We start from the raw sequence: 17,894 nt of genomic DNA, 5'->3' as shown, positions 1-17,894 counted from the left end.
AAGAACAGCTATCTGCGGTTTGGCGTGATGATCGCGACGTCCACCGACGCCCCCAACGATGACGCCACACTTTATGCAACCATCAGAGTGCCTTTGGTGGACGCCAGATAGGATTTGAGCCGCGATCTGTTGCAGACCAGATCAGTCGGGAGGAAGGTGACCGGCACCGGAGGCGCTGTAGCGCAGCGACGAGCGTGGTCTCACTGGGATGTCTGCGCCACATTTAGATGACGATTTTTGCTTCCGTGAGATTGTTGAACAGCTCGACCTTGAGGCATTCGTCCCGGAGCCAGCCATTGAAAAATTCATTTACGCCGGTTTCGCTGACGCGGTGCTCAATGTAGGCGCGTTTGCGTGAGGGCCCTACCACTTTCCGGTTGGCGGCTTTCTTGGGTTTCGCTTCGTCGGGTTTGGCATCAGCCCGACAAGCGCTTCCGGCGGGGCATTGTCGTTCTCAAGATCCTTCAGGCATTTGGCCTGATCGACCTTCATCCCGTCGTATTCCTGGCGCCGTCGGTAGTTGGTAATCTGGTCTACACCCAGGCGGCGGATCACTTCGCCAACCTTAAAGCCCCCAGCCCGGTAGACCTCACGTTCTCGCAGCTTCAATATTGTCAGTTCGGGTGAGTGGATTTTGCCCGCCATGTTCTTTCTCTTTTGATGCAGATTATTTGCTAGTTCTGGATCGCTCCGTCCAAGGGGAGTGGCGGCAAATTCCACTTGACCGCTGCACAGATCGTCGATCGGCAAACTGCCTTGTCCCTGATGTGCCCATTTCGCAAGGCGACCTAGCCATACACGCCCTAGCGGTATATGACACCTCCATAGGGTATGCCCGCATACGCTGGTGATTCCCTGCGATGGGCGCCAAGCCATAGGTCGGCGTTCTATGATAGAGGAAATTTCGATGCGTCTCATTCCAACCGGGCATGCCCTTTCGGCTTTTCTGTCCCTTTCGTTTACGCTGTGCATTGCATGGGGACTCGTTATGCCCCCAAGCCTGCACATGCACGGCGCGTGGGAGCTACTTCTCCCTGGATTCAAATTTGTCTCGGTGCAGAGCTTCTTGCTCGGGCTTACCGAGAGCTATCTCTATGGGTGGTACATCGCGCTCATCTTTATACCGCTTTATCGAATGTTTGATCGTCGGCAGGATTAGCGCGCAGCAGACTGCTTATGTTGTTTCCGAGACTCATCCCGTTGAGCCCACTTGCTGGATCGTGGAAGGCGACCGGCAGCGAAATACTTCATCGACACCCTGGAGCGGCAGACGGAAGTTTCCCGGACCGCAAAACCGCGAGTGCAAGGTTCAAATACACCAACCCCATCAGCAACGACGCTAAGTTGCAATGTCCGACGCGACCCCCATAAGTGTGCCGTCGACAAATTACCATCTGGAAGGATACTTCAATGTCTAAATGGATTGTTGGCGCGCTGGGCGCGGCGCTCATCGCACTGGTCGTGGGAGTCGTCATCGTGGGCGAGACTTCAGGACAGGCAAGTGCGCAGACCATTACCGTATACAAAACGCCCTCCTGTGGCTGCTGTACGGCCTGGATCAAGCATCTCCAGCGAGATGGGCTCGACGTCCGCGTGTTCGAGCGCGAAGATCTGGCGCCTGTGCGGGCCTCCCTTGGCGTCCCCGACGAACTCGCCTCCTGCCACACAGCCAAGATTGGCGGATATGCGATCGAAGGGCATGTTCCGGCCGCTGCAATCCGCAGACTTCTAGAAGAGCGACCTGCTGCGGCCGGACTTTCCGTACCCGGCATGCCAATGGGTTCGCCCGGGATGGAGACAACCAGCCCCCCTGACGCCTATGATGTGATCGTATTCAGCGATGAGGCGCAAAGCGTGTTTGCCAGCTATGTCGGCCGCGTCCCGACAGACCAGGCTTCAAATCAGTGACATCTGAAACATACAAGAAAGGCTCCTTAAGTCTCGCCGGGACCGTCGCGATGGGAACAGGCGTGATGATCGGGGCCGGCATCTTTGCGCTAACCGGCCAAGTGGCACAATTCTCCGGACCCTCCTTCCCGCTCGCCTTTCTGCTAGCCGCCATGATCAGCGGATTCAGCGCCTATACCTATATCAAGATGTCGAACAAGTATCCGTCGGCTGGCGGCATCGCGATGATCCTCCAGAAGGCGTACGGTCCGACGACAATTGCCGCGGCCAGCGCACTTCTCATGACCATGTCGATGATCATCAATGAGAGTCTCGTTGCCCGCACATTTGGCGCCTATACGCTGCAACTGTTCGACGTCGCCAAGGACAGCATTCTGGTGTCCCTCCTGGCCGTCGCACTGATCGTCTTTGCCTTTGTGATCAACATATCAGGCAACAAGATCATTGGCGGAATTTCGAAAGTCGCTGCAGTCCTCAAAGTCGGCGGGATTCTCGTCTTTGCGGGCGCGGCGCTCTGGGCGTCAGGGCTTTCTTTCGAGGCAGGGTCATCGGCACGATCGAATGAGACCGGGCCCGCCGGCTTCCTGGCCGGCGTTGCCCTGGCAATCCTGGCCTTCAAGGGATTCACGACAATCACGAACAGCGGCGACGAAGTTCAGGACCCGAACAAGAATGTCGGCCGCGCGATCATGTGGTCTCTCGCGATCTGCCTTGTTGTTTACATGGCGGTCGCTCTGGCTGTCGGATCCTCATTGACACTTGAAGAAATTGTTGCGGCCAAGGATTTCTCTTTGGCCGAAGCCTCCCGCCCTGCCTTTGGCGATCTCGGCGTGGCGTTCACGGTGTTCATTGCGATCATCGCTACTGCGTCCGGACTTTTGGCCAGCGTGTTCGCTGTTTCCCGCATGCTCGCCATGCTGACGAACATGAACCTGATCCCCCATAAGCACTTCGGCATGCCGGGCGGCGTCCAGACCCATACGCTGGTCTACACAGTGGTCCTCGCCGCGCTCCTGGCTGGCTTTTTCGACCTTGGCCGGATCGCATCGCTTGGCGCAATCTACTATTTGGTTATGGACATCATCATCCATTACGGCGTGCTACGTTATTTGCGCGAAGATGTCGGAGCTCGGGCCTGGGTCCTGATCGCCGCAATCCTGTTTGACCTGATCGCGCTTGGCGCCTTCCTGTTCATCAAAGCCAGTGCCGACCCGATAATTGTTGTGATCGCAATCGGTTCAATGGCTGCGATCTTTGCCTTCGAAGCACTCTATCTTGGCCAGCTCCGCGACAAGGAGGCACCCGATCCTGCACACTCTCACTCGTGAACCTCAAAGGCTTGCGGTGGCTTCTATGGGCCATGTCACTCACTCCTAACCCTGACACACGCCCTCCGCAGCGCACGATCGAGGTTCATCTCACCGGCAACATGGAACGCTTCATGTGGTCGTTCGATGGCGAAAAATTCAGCGAAGGCGTCGAACCGATCCGTTTCGAACGCAACGAGCGCGCGCGCGTCGTGCTCATCAACAATACGATGATGACCCATCCAATCCATCTGCATGGTCATTTTTTCGAGGTGGTGAACGGCCACACCGGCAGCTATCCGCGCAAGCACACCGTTAATGTGCTGCCCGGCGGTAAGGTCAGCTTCGACCTGACTGCCGATGCTCCGGGTGACTGGGCGTTTCACTGCCATTTGCTGCTCCACATGCACGCAGGGATGTTTCGTGTCGTCACCGTCCGCCCGCTTGAGGGAGAAGCAGCACGAAGTCTTTCCTGGGCATACTCCTAGTCACGATCGCAACGCCTGCCCTGGCGCAGCATGATCATGGCGCCGCCGTGCAGCAGACGCCGGCCGATCTGCACGCGCAGCATCAGATGGATGAAAAATCAGCCGATCCCCATGCCGGGCACGACATGCCGCCGAAGCCTTCGGAGCCGACAGATCCGCACGCCGGCCACCAGATGCCTTCTGCCCCGACAACGGACTCGCACCACGCGCATGCGGGACATGAACCCGGCATTCCCGATCCGCCAGTGAAAGGGCCTTCCGCGGCGGCATTGAGTGGCCCCAGTCACGCTGCGGATGCCTTTTTCGGCGCCGCGACAATGGCCCCCGCGCGCGAAGTGGTTCGCAAGGAGCATGGCGATATCAAAAGCGGCATGATCCTGATCGATCAGCTCGAAGCAGTCATCGGCAAGGGCAAGGACGGTTATGCGTGGAACGCGCAGGGCTGGTATGGCGGCGATATCGACAGGCTCTGGTTCAAGACCGAGGGCGAGAGCAACTTCGGCGAGCGTTTGGAAAGCGTTGAGGTACAGGCGCTCTGGAGCCGTGCTCTCGACCCGTGGTGGAACCTCCAGGCCGGCGTCCGTCACGATTTTCGAGCCGGCCGGGATCGCAGCTATGCCGTGCTGGGTGTGCAGGGTCTTGCTCCCTATTGGTTTGAAGTCGACGGTGCCCTGTTTTTATCGGACAAGGGCGATGTCACTGCGCGGATCGAAGCGGAATATGATCTGCGTCTGACGCAAAAGCTGATCCTCCAGCCCGCAGCCGAATTGAACTTCGCCGCGCAGGACGTTCCCGAACTGGGCATAGGCTCCGGCCTTTCTACTGCCGAGCTGGGGTTGCGTCTGCGCTACCAATTCGTGCCCGAGTTCGCACCCTATGTCGGCGTGAACTACGAACGCGCCTTTGGCGATACGGCGGATTTCCGGCGTGCGGAAGGCGAGAAGGCCGGAGGATTGAAGTTCCTGATCGGAATCCGCTCCTGGTTCTAACGAGGATATAATTTCAGGACCGACCCGTCTCATTGAGGCAGGTCGGTCCTCCTGCCTTTCGCGTGACATGCTGTTCTTGAACGGGGAACGGTCAGGACGGCCGAACGACCGGGCCGAAAGGAGTGATTCCTCGCCGGGGACGGCGATGATTGGACGCGGGCGCCAAGCTGCCATGCCAGAGAAGGATTTGAACTCTGTTACCGCGAGGGACCACCACATCAGTTCATATAAGCTGGGGACTAGGCTATGGCTCACACCCAAGAGAACAGCGCCGAGCCGATTGCACGAGTGCGGCGTATTGCAGGCCACCCAGTCGGGGTCGATCAGCCGCCCATCGGGCATTTACCCGTTAGGTAGCCCTATCAGAAGAACAGGGGCAAATCCACCTCCCGGCGTTCGCATGTTGGTTGTCTGGCCTTGGTAAAGTCGGCTCGCCACCAGAAGGAGGTCTCCGCAATAAGTGTAAAGTCGAACGTCCATTTTACGCGCAACCGTTTCGCCATCGACACGGACCAACCTGTTGCTGGTAGGCACGTAGGTTTGGGCTATGAAGTTGCCATTCTGCAGGATCTCTGCCCAAACCCGCCGCGTGATTTTGTCACCACGAAACGCTGCTTTCGACCCGAACCCTCCCGCTGGCTTGAAGAACAATTTGCCACGCGTTGCCCAGAGGGCATCGGCGTTGGCAGGAGTCACACGCAGGGTCGCGGGAATTCCGGCCGAGAGCACCGCGATGACCTCCGCCACGACGCCCAACTGCAGCAGCGTGTCAGGATCGGATAGAAGCACTAGATTGCGCTTGTCTGCGTAGATTGCGTGGTTGCGCGGATTCGGCGTCAGAACGACTTCGCCAGCCTCGTAGGCCCGGCGGATCGGCTCGTGGGAATGCTCTTCCAAAGCAAAGTCGGTCATCCGGTTGTATATAAGGTCGACGGGGCGGTCATTGGCGAGCAACTGCCCACGGTCACGACGGAAACCGGCGCCATCGACGATCTCTACCTCAAAACCTTGTTTCTGGAGCATCTGTCGCGCAATTATGAACTCCGGATAAAGGTACTGCTCCTGCGGACGATCATCGGTGATCGCGATGCGGCGGAGATCTCCCGAAGGTCGCTGGCTCCGCCATTCTCGCTGGAACATATCCTTGACCGCGAAGTCGAAACTATTCGACGGTGAAATTCTTGCGTTCTGCGCTCCGCAGCAGCGCCGTTGCACCCGAGCCATGAGTGCGTTCAGAAATGCGCCGCCTGCATTGGTGTTGATTTCAATGAGCCGAGGCCCCTGCGGGCCCAAATGAAAATCATAGCCCATGAATACGCCGTGTGGACCATGGTCTTCGCGTGCCAGTTGCGGAGCGTGAGCGAGAACAGCCTGCTGATACGCTGGAAGCGCGCTAATTTTTTCCACGGCGGACACGATTGCAAGCATCCCATCCAGCATCGAACTGGGCAGAAAACTTGTCACTCCCGAGAACAGATGCGGGTGGGTCGACGCAAGCTGGGGGAACAGCAACAAATGCCCGGACTCCTCAGCCAGAACTTTGCCCAGAGCTTCGCGGTCAACGGAGGTGCAGAAGCACTCCCGGTTAAGCTCTTCATGCCCTGAGGTGCGTTCTGGGGCAGTGTCGTGGGTCATGGCGCAGCCTCACATGTCCAGGTCCAGGCAATCACGGGGTGCCCATCCCATCAATCCATCTCACACGTTTGGCGCCAATCGGTTCATCGGCGCTTGCCATCAGGTGATCCGAATAAGTGATCGCTTCCGCTGGCGTTGTCAGGTTAAATTGCACCCATTTCCCAATCTGGTTAAGCGGACATTTCAAGCTCGAGTGTGACCTTCATCATCGCTCCGTCGCTCGTCTCGACCCGGCGTGAGGCGCAGATTTTTGACCTATTGGTGCTGGTCGCGCTCGATGTCAGTAGAACCTGGTGCGGACGCCGAGCGCTTCATTGGTCTGCGCGATCGAGTCTTCGGCAGTCCCGGCTAGGCCGGTCAGCGCTCTGATGGCGTCAATCGTGTCGGGAATGACGATGGCCTGGTTATCGACCATATAGGCGTAGAACAGCTCGTCGCCCTCGACCTTGAGCATGTCCTCCCACAACGCGACCTCGTAGAGATTATCATGCGGGCGGCCGAGGTCGGCCATCAACTCCTTAACCGTGTTGATAGCGGCGAGGCCATCGCCGGCGCGGATCAGGGCAATCCTGGACGAAGACCGGAACGCATTGAGTACCTCGTCCTCGCTCGCGCTCCGCGTCAACTTCACCGACCAATAGTGAAGATGCGCCAGCGTCTGCGGAACTTTGACGGCCATCGTCACAACGTCGAGCTCCGGATCCACGCTTTGGGCGTCAGGCCCCTGGTGGCTGGGGATGTCAGGCTCGGGAACGAGCGTGTTCATGATGCCGCCGAGGTGGCTTTCCCACGGATCGGTGGCCCGCCGCAGCAGGGTGCCGCGAGCATGCTTCAGGAGGCCTGCGCGCTTGAGCGTTGTCAGAGTGCGCACGATCGAGGTCGTGTTGCAAGACACCACCCGCGTCGCCGTTCTTCCCACCGCGCTATCGAACGAGACCTCCGCGACGAAGGAATGTCCCGTGACGGCATGCTTCTCGCCACCATGAACGATGAACTTGAAGCCGCTTGCCCGATAGGTCTCTGCATTCTGCGCGGCGATGCGCTTGGGTGTGCAATCGACGACGACGTCAGCCTGCCCAAGAAGATCGTCGAGAGTGCCGGCAATGGGGATGCCAGCCTCCCGCATCGCTTTGGCGTGCTCAGACGTCGCAGCATAAAGATCGACCCCTTGTCCTTCGCGCACTCGCAGGCGCCAGTCCGTGGTGATGTCGGCTACTCCTGCGAGCCTCATGTCCTTCTGAGCCAGAATGGCCGTGGCCACCCGCTTGCCGATGACGCCGTAACCGTTGATCGCGACTCGAACTGGATTGGTGTTTGTCATCTCTGTCCTGCTCTTTCAGTTTCGCGCGTCCAGGCTCGATTCATTGCTCCACCCGAATGATGTCGTTGGCGGCTGCGGCATAATCGAGCGCATAAGCGAGTTCGCCAGTGGTTTCGGCGTGCAGATGCAAGAGTGGCTGGCCCCGTTCGACCTCCTCGCCGAGACGCGTTTCCATGTGGATGCCTGCGGCCTTGACGTCGGGCGCACCGGCAAGCTTGGCGAGACGCGCCAGCTTGCGATTGTCGATATGAACAACGCGCCCGGCGCGCGGGGCGACGATGGGATGAGACTGCGCGGCGACCGGCGGAGTTCGCATGCCGCCTTGGGCTTCGCAGATCGCCGCGAATTTCGTCCAGGCGCGCCCATCGGCGAGTGTCGTGAGCGCGAGCGAAACGCCCTGGCCGGGTTCGGCCTTGCCGCCGATCTCGAGCGCGGCGCCGGCGAGCATCGCGGCGCGCCGGCGGAGATCATCCGGGGCCTCGGGCGCATTGCGCAAGACGGCGAGCACGTCGCGCGCCTCCAGCGCCGGGCCGACGCCGCGTCCGACCGGCTGGGAGCCGTCGGTGAGCAGGCAGCGCGCCTCGAGGCCCGAGCGCGCGGCCACCGCCCGTATGCGTTCGGCGAGATGGCGGGCGCTCTCTTCGCTGCGCACCTTGGCGGTTGGGCCTACCGGAATGTCGATGACCACATGGGTCGAGCCCGCCGCGATCTTTTTGGACAAGACCGAGGCAATGAGCTGGCCCTCGGTATCGACGTCCAGCTCGCGCTCGATGCGCACGAACTTGTCGTCAGCGGGACTGAGGTGGACGGCGCCGCCCCAGGCGATGCAGCCTCCCTCCTGTTCGACCACGCGCTTCAGCGCGGCAAGGTCCAGATCCACCGGGGCAAGCGTCTCCATCGTATCTGCGGTTCCGGCCGGTGACGTGATCGCGCGCGATGAAGTTTTCGGCATGATGAGGCCGTTCGCCGCGACAATCGCCACGACCAGCGGCGTGGTGCGGTTGCCCGGCAGCCCCCCAACACAATGTTTGTCGACCACGACCGGCGCGTTCCACGACAGACGCTCGCCGACGGCAATCATCGCGGCAGTAAGGTCTGCGGTTTCGTTTTCGTCGAGCGGCAGCGCCGCGCTCGAGGTGAGGAAGGCTGCAAGGTGGACATCGGTATAGTGGCCTTGGGCGACATCGCCGACAATGGCGGCGAGTGCGCCCGCGTCGAGGCGATGGCCGTAGATGCGCCGACGCACGTTGGCGAGCGACTCGACCGCCGGCGCATGCGTGACCGCGATGGCGTCTCCCTCGGCGACGCCGAGCATTTCCCAGGCCGGTTCCGAGAGCGCCGCCTCGCCCGGCGCGAGCAAACCATCGCCTTCGACCTGATAGAGCAGCGCCCGCACCTCGCGACCGCCAGCCGAGAGCAGCACTTGCGAACGCCCGGAAAGTCCCTCCGCGCGACAGACATGGCAGTCGGTGCGCATGATTACGATAGGCTGGTGCTGGCTGTGCAGGCCGAGCCGCCGTGCGCGCAATGTCGGCTGGACGAGGGTGCCCGCGTCGAACGTCGTCACAGCTCGAACACCTGCGATTGGCGTGGGACGACAGCGTCCCACCCCAATTCATGGTCGATGCGCGACCGCAACGCCTCCGAGGCTTGCTCCTCACCATGCACGATGAAGACCCGCTGCGGCGGACGCTGAAATCCTGACAGCCAGCGCATCAGTTCATTGGCGTCAGCGTGGGCGGACAGCATCGGCAGGTCGGCGACTTCCGCCTCGACCGAAATCCATTGGCCATGGATCTTTATCTCGCGCGCACCTTCGAGCATCGCGCGCCCGCGGGTTCCCGCCGCCTGGAAGCCGGAGAAGACAATGGTGTTCTTGTGGTCGGGCGCGAACGTCTTGAGGTGATGAAGCACACGCCCGCCCGTCGCCATGCCGCTCGCCGAAATGACGATCTTGGGATAAGGGCTCGCGGTGATCGCCTTCGATTGCTCGACCTCGCGCGTATAGGTGGCGATATCGCACGAAGCGCGGCAAACGTCGGGCGCCAGCCGATGGTCGGCGAGATATTCGCACAGCATGTCGGTCGCATTGATGGCCATCGGACTGTCCAGGTAAATCGGGATGTTCTTCAGCCGACCAGCCTCCCGCAGCTTCCAGAGATAATAGAGAAGCGCCTGAGCGCGTCCGACCGCGAAGGCCGGGATGATGACCGTCCCGCCGCGACGGACGGTGCGTTCCACGACCGCGCCCAGCGCTTCGGCTGCATCGGTCGGGTCATGGATGCGGTTGCCATAAGTTGACTCGATCACGACGAAGTCGGCTTGGGCGACCGGCTCCGGGTCCAGCATGAAGGGATCGGAATAGCGGCCGAGATCACCGGAGAAGACGACACGCCGACCGCCCCATTCGACATCTGCTGTCGCGGCGCCGAGGATGTGCCCGGCATGGCGAAAGGTGACCCTCGCGCCGCCCGGCAGTTCGGTGGATTTGGCGAACGGGACCGAGCTGAAGGACTCGATCGCGCGTTCGGCGTCGCGCACGCCATAGAGCGGCAAGGCCGGCTTGTGCCGCGTGGCGCCGATGCGGTTGAGGAAATCGGCGTCCTTCTCGTTGAGATAGCCGCTATCCTTGAGAATGAGCGCCGCCACGTCGCGCGTCGCCGCTGTTGCATAGATGCGACCGCGAAAGCCGTCGCGCACGAGGCGCGGCAAATAGCCCGAGTGATCGAGATGGGCATGGGTGAGAATGACCGCATCGATGCTGGCTGGCGAGACCGGCAGCGGTTCCCAATTGAGTTCGCGCAGATTTTTCATGCCTTGGAACAGGCCGCAATCGATCAGGATGCGCTTGCCGTCATGCTCGAGCAGATGCTTCGAACCGGTGACGGTTCCGGCGGCGCCAAGTGAGGTCATGGTGAGCATCAAGCAGCCTTTCAGTTCGCCGGCGGTGGCGTGATGAGATCATGGGGATCGCCGCGACCATCGACGGCAGCGCATTCGGCGGGGGAAAGAAACTCATTACGGGACCGGTTCAGCAGCCGCGCGGCGCTTTCGGTCACATGCGCCCAGGTTGAGCGATTGGCGAACAGCATGCCGGCCACGTCGAGGGTGCCGCCCCGGCTGATATAGCCGTGCGCGACCGTCCTTGCCGGCCCTCCATCAAGTCGGCGCAGCAATCCGAGCATCGGCTCGGGGCGCGTATGGGAGACGATCACGCGCGGCATGTTCGGCGGAAAGATCGCCGCGAGCTCAGCGTCGCTCGCTGTGAACGACCGTTCGATCGGATCGCGCGGCGCCCGGAAACGGCCCGGCTCGATCAGCACGGTGACGAGCGGCCGTACGCCGGCGTCGGCGAGTCGGCGGGCGGCCTTCAGCGCCTCTTCGAGCTGATAGGCTCCGATGGCGACGAGCTGCACGTCCGCGTCGGCTGCTGAGCCTTCAATGTGGGCCGCTCCTGCCTCAACGACTTGCAGCGCCGCCTCTCCGTCGAGGCGATGGGGCATATCGCGCTTGGAAACGATGAGGCACGCCACCTGGCCGCGTCCCTGATAGACAGAATGCAGGGCCGCGACGGTGCTGTTTGCGTCCACCGGGAACAGGACGCGAGCAGTGTCGCTCATCTCGCCGAGCAGCGCTTCGCCGATGGTCGGATCCTGGTGCGATTGCTCGTTCTTGCTGTTTTCCCAAGTATGAGAGGTGACGATGAGTGGGACCGAAATCCAGCCCGGCTCCTGGCCGATCTCGCGCTGGCGCCGCGCGAACACGATCTCCTGGCGTAGACCCCCGAGCATCTTCATCGCGAACGCTTCGTAGCTCACGATCAGGTTGAGCCCGCCCTTGTTGGCGAGCGCGGCGCCGGCCACGGCTTCCTCGTTAAGTGCGGTGATGACGGCGCCGTCGACCGCATCCGCCACCCCCGGCTCGGGGACGTTGACGCGGTGGCGCAAGCGTTCAAGCGCCGCGCCCATATGGTTCGAGCGCAATTCGTCGGGATTGCCGACCCGCACGCGGAGCGCGGGATTGGCGTCGACGAGGCGCACGAACCAGCGGTCGAGCGCGTGCATGGCGCAGTCGGGAGGAGCGCCCGCCTGTTCCCATTTCGGCTCGGGCAGTGTCGGTGCCTGGGGGCGACGCAGCGCCAGAGGATGACGGCTTTCCGGCGGTCGGCGCTGCGCGTCGTGGACGGCGAGCGTTTCGACGGCCTGCGCGATCTCATCGGGCGGCACGAACAGCACAGCCGCCGCCTCGTTGAAGGTGCGTCGCGCCGCCTCGTCGAGAGCGGGATTGCCGGCGATCGGCAGATTGTGAGCAGCGTTCGTGTCCGACCCCGGAAAACCGTAACCCTTGACCGTCTCGGCTATCACATAGGGGATCGGCGCCGGATAACGGCGCGTCGGATCGGTGATGAAACTCTCGAAGCGATGCTCTGCCTCCAATATGGCCCAGACAAAGGCCGCCGGATCGCGTCCGTCGATGGCGAACGGATCGAAGCCGTTGAGCCGCAGATGATCGGCGAGCCATTCGGCTCCGCCTTGCTGGGCGATCTGCGCGCGCTCCTCGATCCGCCTGCCATTGAGGATCATCACGGGAATGGCAAAGCCGCTATCTTCCGCGCGCCACCAGCGCGGAGTCCAGTCCGAGCCGCGCTGTTCCTCGAACGCCCCGTCGCTCAGGAAGGCGACGAGGCTCTCGCCCGGCAGCGGCATATGGACATACTGCACCTCGGCAAAGCCGAGGTAGCCGCCCTCGGAGATCGCGCCGGCCGTGTTCGGCCCGGCATGGCTGCCAAGCGGGACCGCTGCGGCCCCATCGGCGGCGATCGCATAGGAATAAAAGTCTGCGGCGAGACGCGAGAGGCCGGCCTCGCTTCTGTCATAGCGACCCTGCTGTGCCGGCGAGACATCGCCGGTGAGCGCGTTCACCGCCTCGATCGCGGCGACGCTATGACCTTGTCCCATCAACCAGGCGCGCGTTCTGGCGCTCAGCGCGTTAGCGGCGAGATATCCGACGAAGGCGGGAACCATGTTGAGCGACCCGCCCGTATGACCTTCCGGCGTGGTCTTGAACGCATCGGCTGGGAGTGGTGCGCCGGAGAGGTCGACGCGTTCCGCATAGCTCATGTGAACGACCGTCCACATCGCTGCGCTGGCAAGCCGGTCGGCGGCGATCAGGATCCGGTAAAGCGTCTCGGCGCCGACGTCGCTGGTCGCGGCGAGCGCGCGGACACGCTCGATCGTCTCGTCGGAGTGGACGATCGGGCCGAAACCCGTGCGCCAAGTCTCAAAGAAATCTGGTCGCGTCATTGTCACCTGTTCCTGTCGTTCGCCGATGAGCGTAGCGGGTCAGCCTGCGGTCCAGGGCGGCGGGTCGCTGGCCGGAAAGGAATCGAAGCCCGCACGCTCGACCTCATCGAGCGGCTCTGGGGGACGGCGATGGCGAATGAGGTTTTCCGCGCCGGCATGAACTTGCGCGAGTGCTTCAGCGACGAGTGGCGCAAGCCCGATCGCGTTCGTCTGGTGGGGCACCGCATCGGATGAGACAATGCGGCTCGAAAGGGCGGCAAGGCGCTCATAGGAATCCTCGGCGAAGACCCCATGAATGACTGCACAGACCGGCTTTGCGAAACCTTGAAGCGCGAGCTTGTGCGCCGCTTCGATCATCGTGCGGCCCGACGAGGCGATATCGTCGGCGAGCACCGGCTGACGGCCGCGCCAGGCGCCGAGATCGGGAACCTCGACATCGACGCTGCGGTCGCCGTGCCGGATCTTTTTGAGCACGGTGCACGGCGCGCCGACGCGTGCGGCGATCGCCGAGACCCACTGCTCGCTCTCCTCATCGGGGCCGATCAACAGGGGCGCCTCGACATGGGCCGAGATCCAGTCGGCAAGTACCGGTGCAGCGTGCAATGTGATGTCGGGTATCGTGTAGAGCGTCGACAGCGCCGGATAGCGATGCAGGTGCGGATCGACCGTCACCAGCCGGTCGAACGTGGCCGAGACGAGACGCGCGAAGCTCTTCGAGGAAACCGCTTCGCCAGGCTGGAAGCGGCGGTCCTGGCGCATATAGGAAAGGTAGGGCGCAACCAGCGTAACCTCGCGCGCGCCAAGGTCGCGAGCCGCGTCCGCGGCGAAGACGAGACTCAGAAAGCCGTCGTCGGGACGCGCCAGGGTGCTGACCAGATCCACGCATTTGTCGGCGACATCCGTCAAGAGACGCACATAGCTCTCGCCGTCGGGAAAGCGCCGGGTCTCAAGGACGCCAAGCTCGAAGCCGCCGGCTTTGGCGAGCGCCTGCGCGAACGCTTCATTGCCTGGAAGAGCGAAGATCACGCGCATCTGATTACCCCTGTCGCTCAACGCCGCCCCCTGTAGAAGCGCAGCAATTGCGCGTTGAAGGCGACGATGATGGTGCTGATTGACATGAGCGCGGCCGCCACCGCCGGCGTCATCAGTAATCCGGTGCCGAACGTGATGCCCGCCGCCATCGGGATCGCGACCGTGTTGTAGCCGGTTGCCCACAGAAGGTTCTGCACCATTTTACGATAGGTCGCTCGCGACAGGCCGAGAATGGCGACCACGTCCCTTGGATCGCTGCGCACCAGGACGATGTCCGCGGATTCCACCGCGACGTCGGTGCCTGCGCCAATCGCGATACCGAGATCGGCGACCACCAGCGCGGGGGCGTCGTTGACGCCGTCGCCCACCATGGCGACCGCAAGGCCGCGCGATTGCAGCTCCTCGATCTTCTCCGACTTCTGGTTGGGAAGCACCTCGGCGAAATATTCCGCAATGCCCAGTTCTTCCGACACCGCCTGGGCGACGCCGTGGGCGTCGCCGGTGAGCATGATCGAATCGACGCCGAGCGATTTGAGTTCGGTGATCGCCTGTTTCGATTCCGGCCGGACGATGTCGGCGAGTGCGAACAGGGCGCGCGGCGCTCCGCCGCGCACCAGGACGACAACGGTTTTGCCCTGGCTCTCGAGCTTCTTCAGGCGCGGGTCGGAAATCTCCTCGCTGGTGCGGGCGAGATGACCGGGGCTGACGATGCGGATATCTTCTCCACCGACATTCGCCAGGATCCCCTCGCCGGTGATGTTGCGCACCTCGCTCGCCTTGGGCCAGTTGAGGCCGCGATCCTTTGCTTCCGCAACGATGCCGTGCGCAATCGGGTGCTCGGACTGGCTTTCAGCCGCCGCCGCGAAGGCGAGTTCCGCATTCTCATCCCCATCGCTGAGCAGGACGATGTCGCTGACCCCGAAGCGGCCTTCGGTCAGTGTGCCGGTCTTGTCGAACACGACGGCGTTGAGATTGCGCGCGCGCTCAAAGGCGGCGCGGTCGCGGATGAGTAGGCCATTGCGGGCACTGAGCGATGTGCTGACGGCGACCACCAGCGGCACGGCGAGCCCGAGCGCATGCGGACAGGCGACGACCATGACAGTCACCATCCGTTCCACTGCGAACGCGGGCGTCTGGCCGAGCAGCAGCCAGACGATGAGCGTGCCGACGCCGACCACAAGCGCGATATAGGTGAGCCAGGCGGCGGCGCGGTTGGCGAGGTCCTGGGTGCGCGAGCGCGTCGCCTGCGCCTTCTTCACCAGCTCGATGACCTGGGCGAGATAGGTCTTGTCGCCGGTTGCGGTCACTTCGATGGTTACAGCGTTGGCGCCATTAATCGCACCGCCGATCGCCGGTTCGCCCACTCCTTTAGAGACGGGGCGCGACTCACCCGTCAACATCGCTTCGTTGAAGCCAGAAGCCCCTTCAAGAATATTGCCGTCCACCGGCACCTTGGCGCCAGGACGGACCAGCACGTGGTCGCCCGGCATCAAGGCCGATATCGGGACTTCCTGGGTCGCGCCATTGGCGTCGATGCGCGTCGCGGTGTCGGGCAAAAGGCGCACGAGCTCCTCAAGCGCGCGCGACGCGCCCATGACCGAGCGCATCTCGATCCAGTGGCCGAGCAGCATGATGCCGATCAGCGTCACCAGCTCCCAATAGAAAGCCTCCCCCGGAAAGCCGAAGGTGACGGCCGCGGAGAAGAAATAGGCGGCCGAGATCGCCAGCGCGATCAGGGTCATCATACCGGGCTGCTTCTTGCGCAGCTCGGAGACGACGCCAGTCAGAAACGGCCAGCCGCCATAGACATAGACGATGGTGGAGAGCGCGAAGAGCAGAAGCCCATCGCCGGGAAAGGAGATGGTCCCGGCAAGGCCCAGCCAATGCTGAATCATCGGCGACAAGAGCAGCACGGGCGGCGTCAGGACTAAAGTCACCCAGAAGCGACGCCGGTAATCGGCAATCATCGCGCCATGATCGTGGCCGCCGGCATGATCGGCATGGGTAGAACCGGATGCCTGGACAACAACGGCCCCAGCCGCACCCGCAGCTGGTTCATGCTGTTGATGGTGGTGCGCGTGATGCCCGCCAGGCTGATTCATCCCTTGATCCTTCTTGTGAGCTTGATGGCGATCGGCGTGCCAGTGGTCAAAAGTATTTGATGTGTATTACGCGCCCACCGCATGCACCCCTCATGGTCGCCGCTGCGGTGCAGTGCCTTCATCACGAACGCACGCGCCTCAGGCGCGGAATGAACCCGGGAACGCGGCGCCTGTAGCTCTCATAGTCGGCGCCGAAGCTTGCGATCGCATCGCGCTCCTCGGTACGGGCGAGACGCACATACATGACGACCAGCACCGGAAACATGAGGAGCGTCAGCAGCGTCGGCCATTGCAGCAGGAACCCGAACATCACGAGGATGAAGCCTAAATATTGGGGGTGACGGATCGAGCCATAGGCGCCCGTCGTCGCGAGCACGCCGTCACGCTGGGCGACATAGAGCGTCTTCCAGGCCGAAGCGATCAGGATGAAGCCGCCGCCGATAAACGCGAAGCTGAGCAGATGAAACGGACCGAAATGCGGATTTCCGCGCCAGCCGAACAGTTCTTCAAGAAGATGGCCGGCATCGTGCGTGAACCAATCGACGCCCGGATAGCGGCTCTGTAGCCAACCCGAGAGCAGATAGATGGTGAGCGGAAACCCATACATCTCGGTGAACAGTGCGATGATGAACGCGCTAAACGCACCGAACGAACGCCAATCCCGCCTGGTCTGCGGCTTGAAGAAGCTGACCGCGAACAGGATGAAGACGGTCGAGTTCAGCACCACCAGCCACCAAAGCCCATAGGCCGGAATATCATTTTCCATGAAAGCGCCCCCTGACAATCCGATCAGTGACGGTGAGGGCGCTGCACCCGCTCACCTTCAGACGCCCCCGCGGAGCCGCCATGTCCGCCGTGGCCGCGGTGCATGAAGATGTGCATCAGCGGACACAGGAGGATAATCAGGAACGGTAGCCAGCCGAGCAGATGGGCTCGGTGTTCGAGGATGAGAAAGACGCCCGCGATCACGAGGAAACCCACCAGGACGATATTTGCGATAGACAATCGGCGATGGTCTGGGTCGCGTTTGGCGTTCTCATATTCCATCATCTGCCTCCGTTCCGACCGGTCGGCGCGCAGGCAGACCCATTCTTGGTGGCCAAGAATAGAGACCAGAGGAGCCACGTCTTTGATCTGCATTAAATCGTGCGGGAGCCTTTGTCGGGCGATAGTGCGCGTTCGGCTCCGGCATTCAGGCGGTGGGGAGCGTGTCGAAGCGGGCAGCCAGCGTCGTGATCGCCTCGCGGCATGAGCCGAGGCGAATGTCGATGCCGCGTGCGCGTAGGAGGTCGCGGCAGGGTTCGGCGATGAAGCCGCAGACCAATCGCTCGACGCCGCTTTCGGCGATTACGTCGTAGATGGCGCGCTCTCCATAAGCCTGGCTTGCGGGAAAGGTTTCGACCGCGCCGTCAGCCGACAAAACGACCACGCCATCGCAGCACGCAAAGAATGGACAGAGGATCGGCCCTTCGAGGCGCATGGCAACCATGATTCCGGTGCGCACGGCTTCCTGAGAAAGCGGCTTAGACATGAGAGGCCATAGGGGCTCCGGTGCATAGGCGGGTCCACCAATGTCGTATCCCCGCCTGCAAGCTCGGTCTTTAACTCCGGTCAAGTTTTTCGTTGAGGGGCGCGTGTCGCACGCGCGTATCCATTGCAACCGCCACGCGCGTTTCGCGCCGGTGATCTTTCTGAGGTGTAATATCGGGACAGCTTTGGCGTCCTTATCCTTACAGGACGCCGCGTGCCCAGAAGGGCAATGAATGGCGTCCTCTCGATTGCAAACCGGGAGCGCACGCAAATGGATCA

At 62.1% G+C, this 17,894-nt stretch carries 17 protein-coding genes and 1 pseudogene; 6 read left to right on the top strand and 12 right to left on the bottom strand.

Annotation, left to right across the window (positions count from 1 at the left end):
* Positions 1-223: 223 nt before the first annotated feature.
* Both C0456_RS16730 and C0456_RS16725 read right to left on the bottom strand, forming a co-directional pair.
* Positions 224-370 carry a hypothetical protein gene (locus C0456_RS16730; protein ID WP_291054451.1) on the bottom strand — a complete coding sequence of 49 codons (147 nt, stop codon included), beginning with the start codon at positions 368-370 and terminating at the stop codon, positions 224-226.
* The gene (locus C0456_RS16725; RefSeq protein WP_291054445.1) at positions 364-750 is read right to left on the bottom strand and encodes a hypothetical protein; all 387 of its coding nucleotides are present in this window, start codon (positions 748-750) and stop codon (positions 364-366) included. Before C0456_RS16725 ends, C0456_RS16730 begins: the two co-directional genes overlap by 7 nt.
* Positions 751-889: 139 nt before the next feature.
* On the opposite strand from C0456_RS16725, the gene C0456_RS16720 reads away from it, so the two are divergent.
* From C0456_RS16720 to C0456_RS16700, 5 genes and pseudogenes are all read left to right on the top strand, one after another.
* Positions 890-1,159, top strand: a complete 270-nt coding sequence (locus C0456_RS16720; protein WP_367179301.1) for a DUF5676 family membrane protein — start codon at positions 890-892, stop codon at positions 1,157-1,159.
* Between the two features lie 251 nt (positions 1,160-1,410).
* Positions 1,411-1,908, top strand: a complete 498-nt coding sequence (locus C0456_RS16715; protein ID WP_291054439.1) for a DUF411 domain-containing protein — start codon at positions 1,411-1,413, stop codon at positions 1,906-1,908.
* Positions 1,905-3,236: an APC family permease gene (locus C0456_RS16710; protein WP_291054436.1), complete on the top strand. Its 1,332-nt coding sequence runs from the start codon at positions 1,905-1,907 to the stop codon at positions 3,234-3,236. The genes C0456_RS16715 and C0456_RS16710 overlap by 4 nt, the downstream gene beginning before the upstream one ends.
* A 32-nt stretch (positions 3,237-3,268) precedes the next feature.
* A pseudogene (locus C0456_RS16705) lies at positions 3,269-3,703 on the top strand (multicopper oxidase domain-containing protein); the annotation flags it as partial.
* Positions 3,704-3,750: 47 nt separating this feature from the next.
* Complete coding sequence (locus C0456_RS16700; protein ID WP_291054429.1) at positions 3,751-4,692, top strand: copper resistance protein B; 942 nt, start codon at positions 3,751-3,753, stop codon at positions 4,690-4,692.
* Between the two features lie 342 nt (positions 4,693-5,034).
* Here the strand turns inward: C0456_RS16700 and C0456_RS16695 are convergent, their stop codons facing one another.
* The 7 genes from C0456_RS16695 to C0456_RS16665 all read right to left on the bottom strand — a co-directional run bounded on the left by C0456_RS16695 (position 5,035) and on the right by C0456_RS16665 (position 15,950).
* Complete coding sequence (locus C0456_RS16695; protein ID WP_291054426.1) at positions 5,035-6,327, bottom strand: hypothetical protein; 1,293 nt, start codon at positions 6,325-6,327, stop codon at positions 5,035-5,037.
* Between the two features lie 280 nt (positions 6,328-6,607).
* A complete protein-coding gene (locus C0456_RS16690; RefSeq protein WP_291054423.1) occupies positions 6,608-7,648 on the bottom strand; it encodes a type II glyceraldehyde-3-phosphate dehydrogenase in 1,041 nt (346 codons plus the stop codon).
* Positions 7,649-7,688: 40 nt separating this feature from the next.
* Positions 7,689-9,215, bottom strand: coding sequence for a thymidine phosphorylase family protein (locus C0456_RS16685; RefSeq protein ID WP_291054420.1), 1,527 nt, complete (start codon positions 9,213-9,215; stop codon positions 7,689-7,691).
* On the bottom strand, positions 9,212-10,570 hold the full coding sequence (locus C0456_RS16680) for an MBL fold metallo-hydrolase (protein WP_291054417.1): 1,359 nt from the start codon (positions 10,568-10,570) through the stop codon (positions 9,212-9,214). The genes C0456_RS16685 and C0456_RS16680 overlap by 4 nt, the downstream gene beginning before the upstream one ends.
* An 11-nt stretch (positions 10,571-10,581) precedes the next feature.
* Complete coding sequence (locus C0456_RS16675; RefSeq protein ID WP_291054414.1) at positions 10,582-12,951, bottom strand: xylulose 5-phosphate 3-epimerase; 2,370 nt, start codon at positions 12,949-12,951, stop codon at positions 10,582-10,584.
* A gap of 39 nt (positions 12,952-12,990) precedes the next feature.
* The gene (locus C0456_RS16670; RefSeq protein ID WP_291054411.1) at positions 12,991-13,983 is read right to left on the bottom strand and encodes a ribose-phosphate pyrophosphokinase; all 993 of its coding nucleotides are present in this window, start codon (positions 13,981-13,983) and stop codon (positions 12,991-12,993) included.
* Positions 13,984-14,000: 17 nt separating this feature from the next.
* Positions 14,001-15,950 (bottom strand): heavy metal translocating P-type ATPase, encoded by a 1,950-nt coding sequence (locus tag C0456_RS16665; protein WP_291054408.1) that lies wholly within the window; start codon positions 15,948-15,950, stop codon positions 14,001-14,003.
* Positions 15,951-15,956: 6 nt separating this feature from the next.
* Here C0456_RS16665 and C0456_RS16660 point away from each other — a divergent pair, with 6 nt between their 5' ends.
* Complete coding sequence (locus tag C0456_RS16660) at positions 15,957-16,145, top strand: hypothetical protein (RefSeq protein WP_291054405.1); 189 nt, start codon at positions 15,957-15,959, stop codon at positions 16,143-16,145.
* 61 nt (positions 16,146-16,206) lie between these two features.
* Here the strand turns inward: C0456_RS16660 and C0456_RS16655 are convergent, their stop codons facing one another.
* The 3 genes from C0456_RS16655 to C0456_RS16645 all read right to left on the bottom strand — a co-directional run bounded on the left by C0456_RS16655 (position 16,207) and on the right by C0456_RS16645 (position 17,616).
* Entirely contained in the window at positions 16,207-16,851 is a 645-nt protein-coding gene (locus C0456_RS16655; RefSeq protein WP_291054403.1) for an isoprenylcysteine carboxylmethyltransferase family protein, read from the bottom strand.
* A 23-nt stretch (positions 16,852-16,874) separates the two neighbouring features.
* Positions 16,875-17,132, bottom strand: coding sequence for a DUF2933 domain-containing protein (locus C0456_RS16650; RefSeq protein ID WP_367179304.1), 258 nt, complete (start codon positions 17,130-17,132; stop codon positions 16,875-16,877).
* A 145-nt stretch (positions 17,133-17,277) separates the two neighbouring features.
* On the bottom strand, positions 17,278-17,616 hold the full coding sequence (locus C0456_RS16645; RefSeq protein WP_291054399.1) for a hypothetical protein: 339 nt from the start codon (positions 17,614-17,616) through the stop codon (positions 17,278-17,280).
* Between the last annotated feature and the right edge of the window lie 278 nt (positions 17,617-17,894).

Source organism: Hyphomonas sp., from assembly GCF_013823385.1.
Classification (GTDB): Bacteria; Pseudomonadota; Alphaproteobacteria; order Caulobacterales; family Hyphomonadaceae; genus Hyphomonas.
This window is presented reverse-complemented; position numbering and strand designations above follow the sequence as displayed.

Bases quoted from the DNA above. Each gene is read 5' to 3' on its own strand.
- C0456_RS16720 (WP_367179301.1), top strand. From the start codon at position 890: ATGATAGAGGAAATTTCGATGCGTCTCATTCCAACCGGGCATGCCCTT.
- C0456_RS16715 (WP_291054439.1), top strand. From the start codon at position 1,411: ATGTCTAAATGGATTGTTGGCGCGCTGGGCGCGGCGCTCATCGCACTG.
- C0456_RS16695 (WP_291054426.1), bottom strand. From the start codon at position 6,327: ATGACCCACGACACTGCCCCAGAACGCACCTCAGGGCATGAAGAGCTT.
- C0456_RS16690 (WP_291054423.1), bottom strand. From the start codon at position 7,648: ATGACAAACACCAATCCAGTTCGAGTCGCGATCAACGGTTACGGCGTC.
- C0456_RS16680 (WP_291054417.1), bottom strand. From the start codon at position 10,570: ATGCTCACCATGACCTCACTTGGCGCCGCCGGAACCGTCACCGGTTCG.
- C0456_RS16675 (WP_291054414.1), bottom strand. From the start codon at position 12,951: ATGACGCGACCAGATTTCTTTGAGACTTGGCGCACGGGTTTCGGCCCG.
- C0456_RS16670 (WP_291054411.1), bottom strand. From the start codon at position 13,983: ATGCGCGTGATCTTCGCTCTTCCAGGCAATGAAGCGTTCGCGCAGGCG.
- C0456_RS16665 (WP_291054408.1), bottom strand. From the start codon at position 15,950: ATGATTGCCGATTACCGGCGTCGCTTCTGGGTGACTTTAGTCCTGACG.
- C0456_RS16660 (WP_291054405.1), top strand. From the start codon at position 15,957: ATGATCGTGGCCGCCGGCATGATCGGCATGGGTAGAACCGGATGCCTG.
- C0456_RS16655 (WP_291054403.1), bottom strand. From the start codon at position 16,851: ATGGAAAATGATATTCCGGCCTATGGGCTTTGGTGGCTGGTGGTGCTG.
- C0456_RS16650 (WP_367179304.1), bottom strand. From the start codon at position 17,132: ATGGAATATGAGAACGCCAAACGCGACCCAGACCATCGCCGATTGTCT.
- C0456_RS16645 (WP_291054399.1), bottom strand. From the start codon at position 17,616: ATGTCTAAGCCGCTTTCTCAGGAAGCCGTGCGCACCGGAATCATGGTT.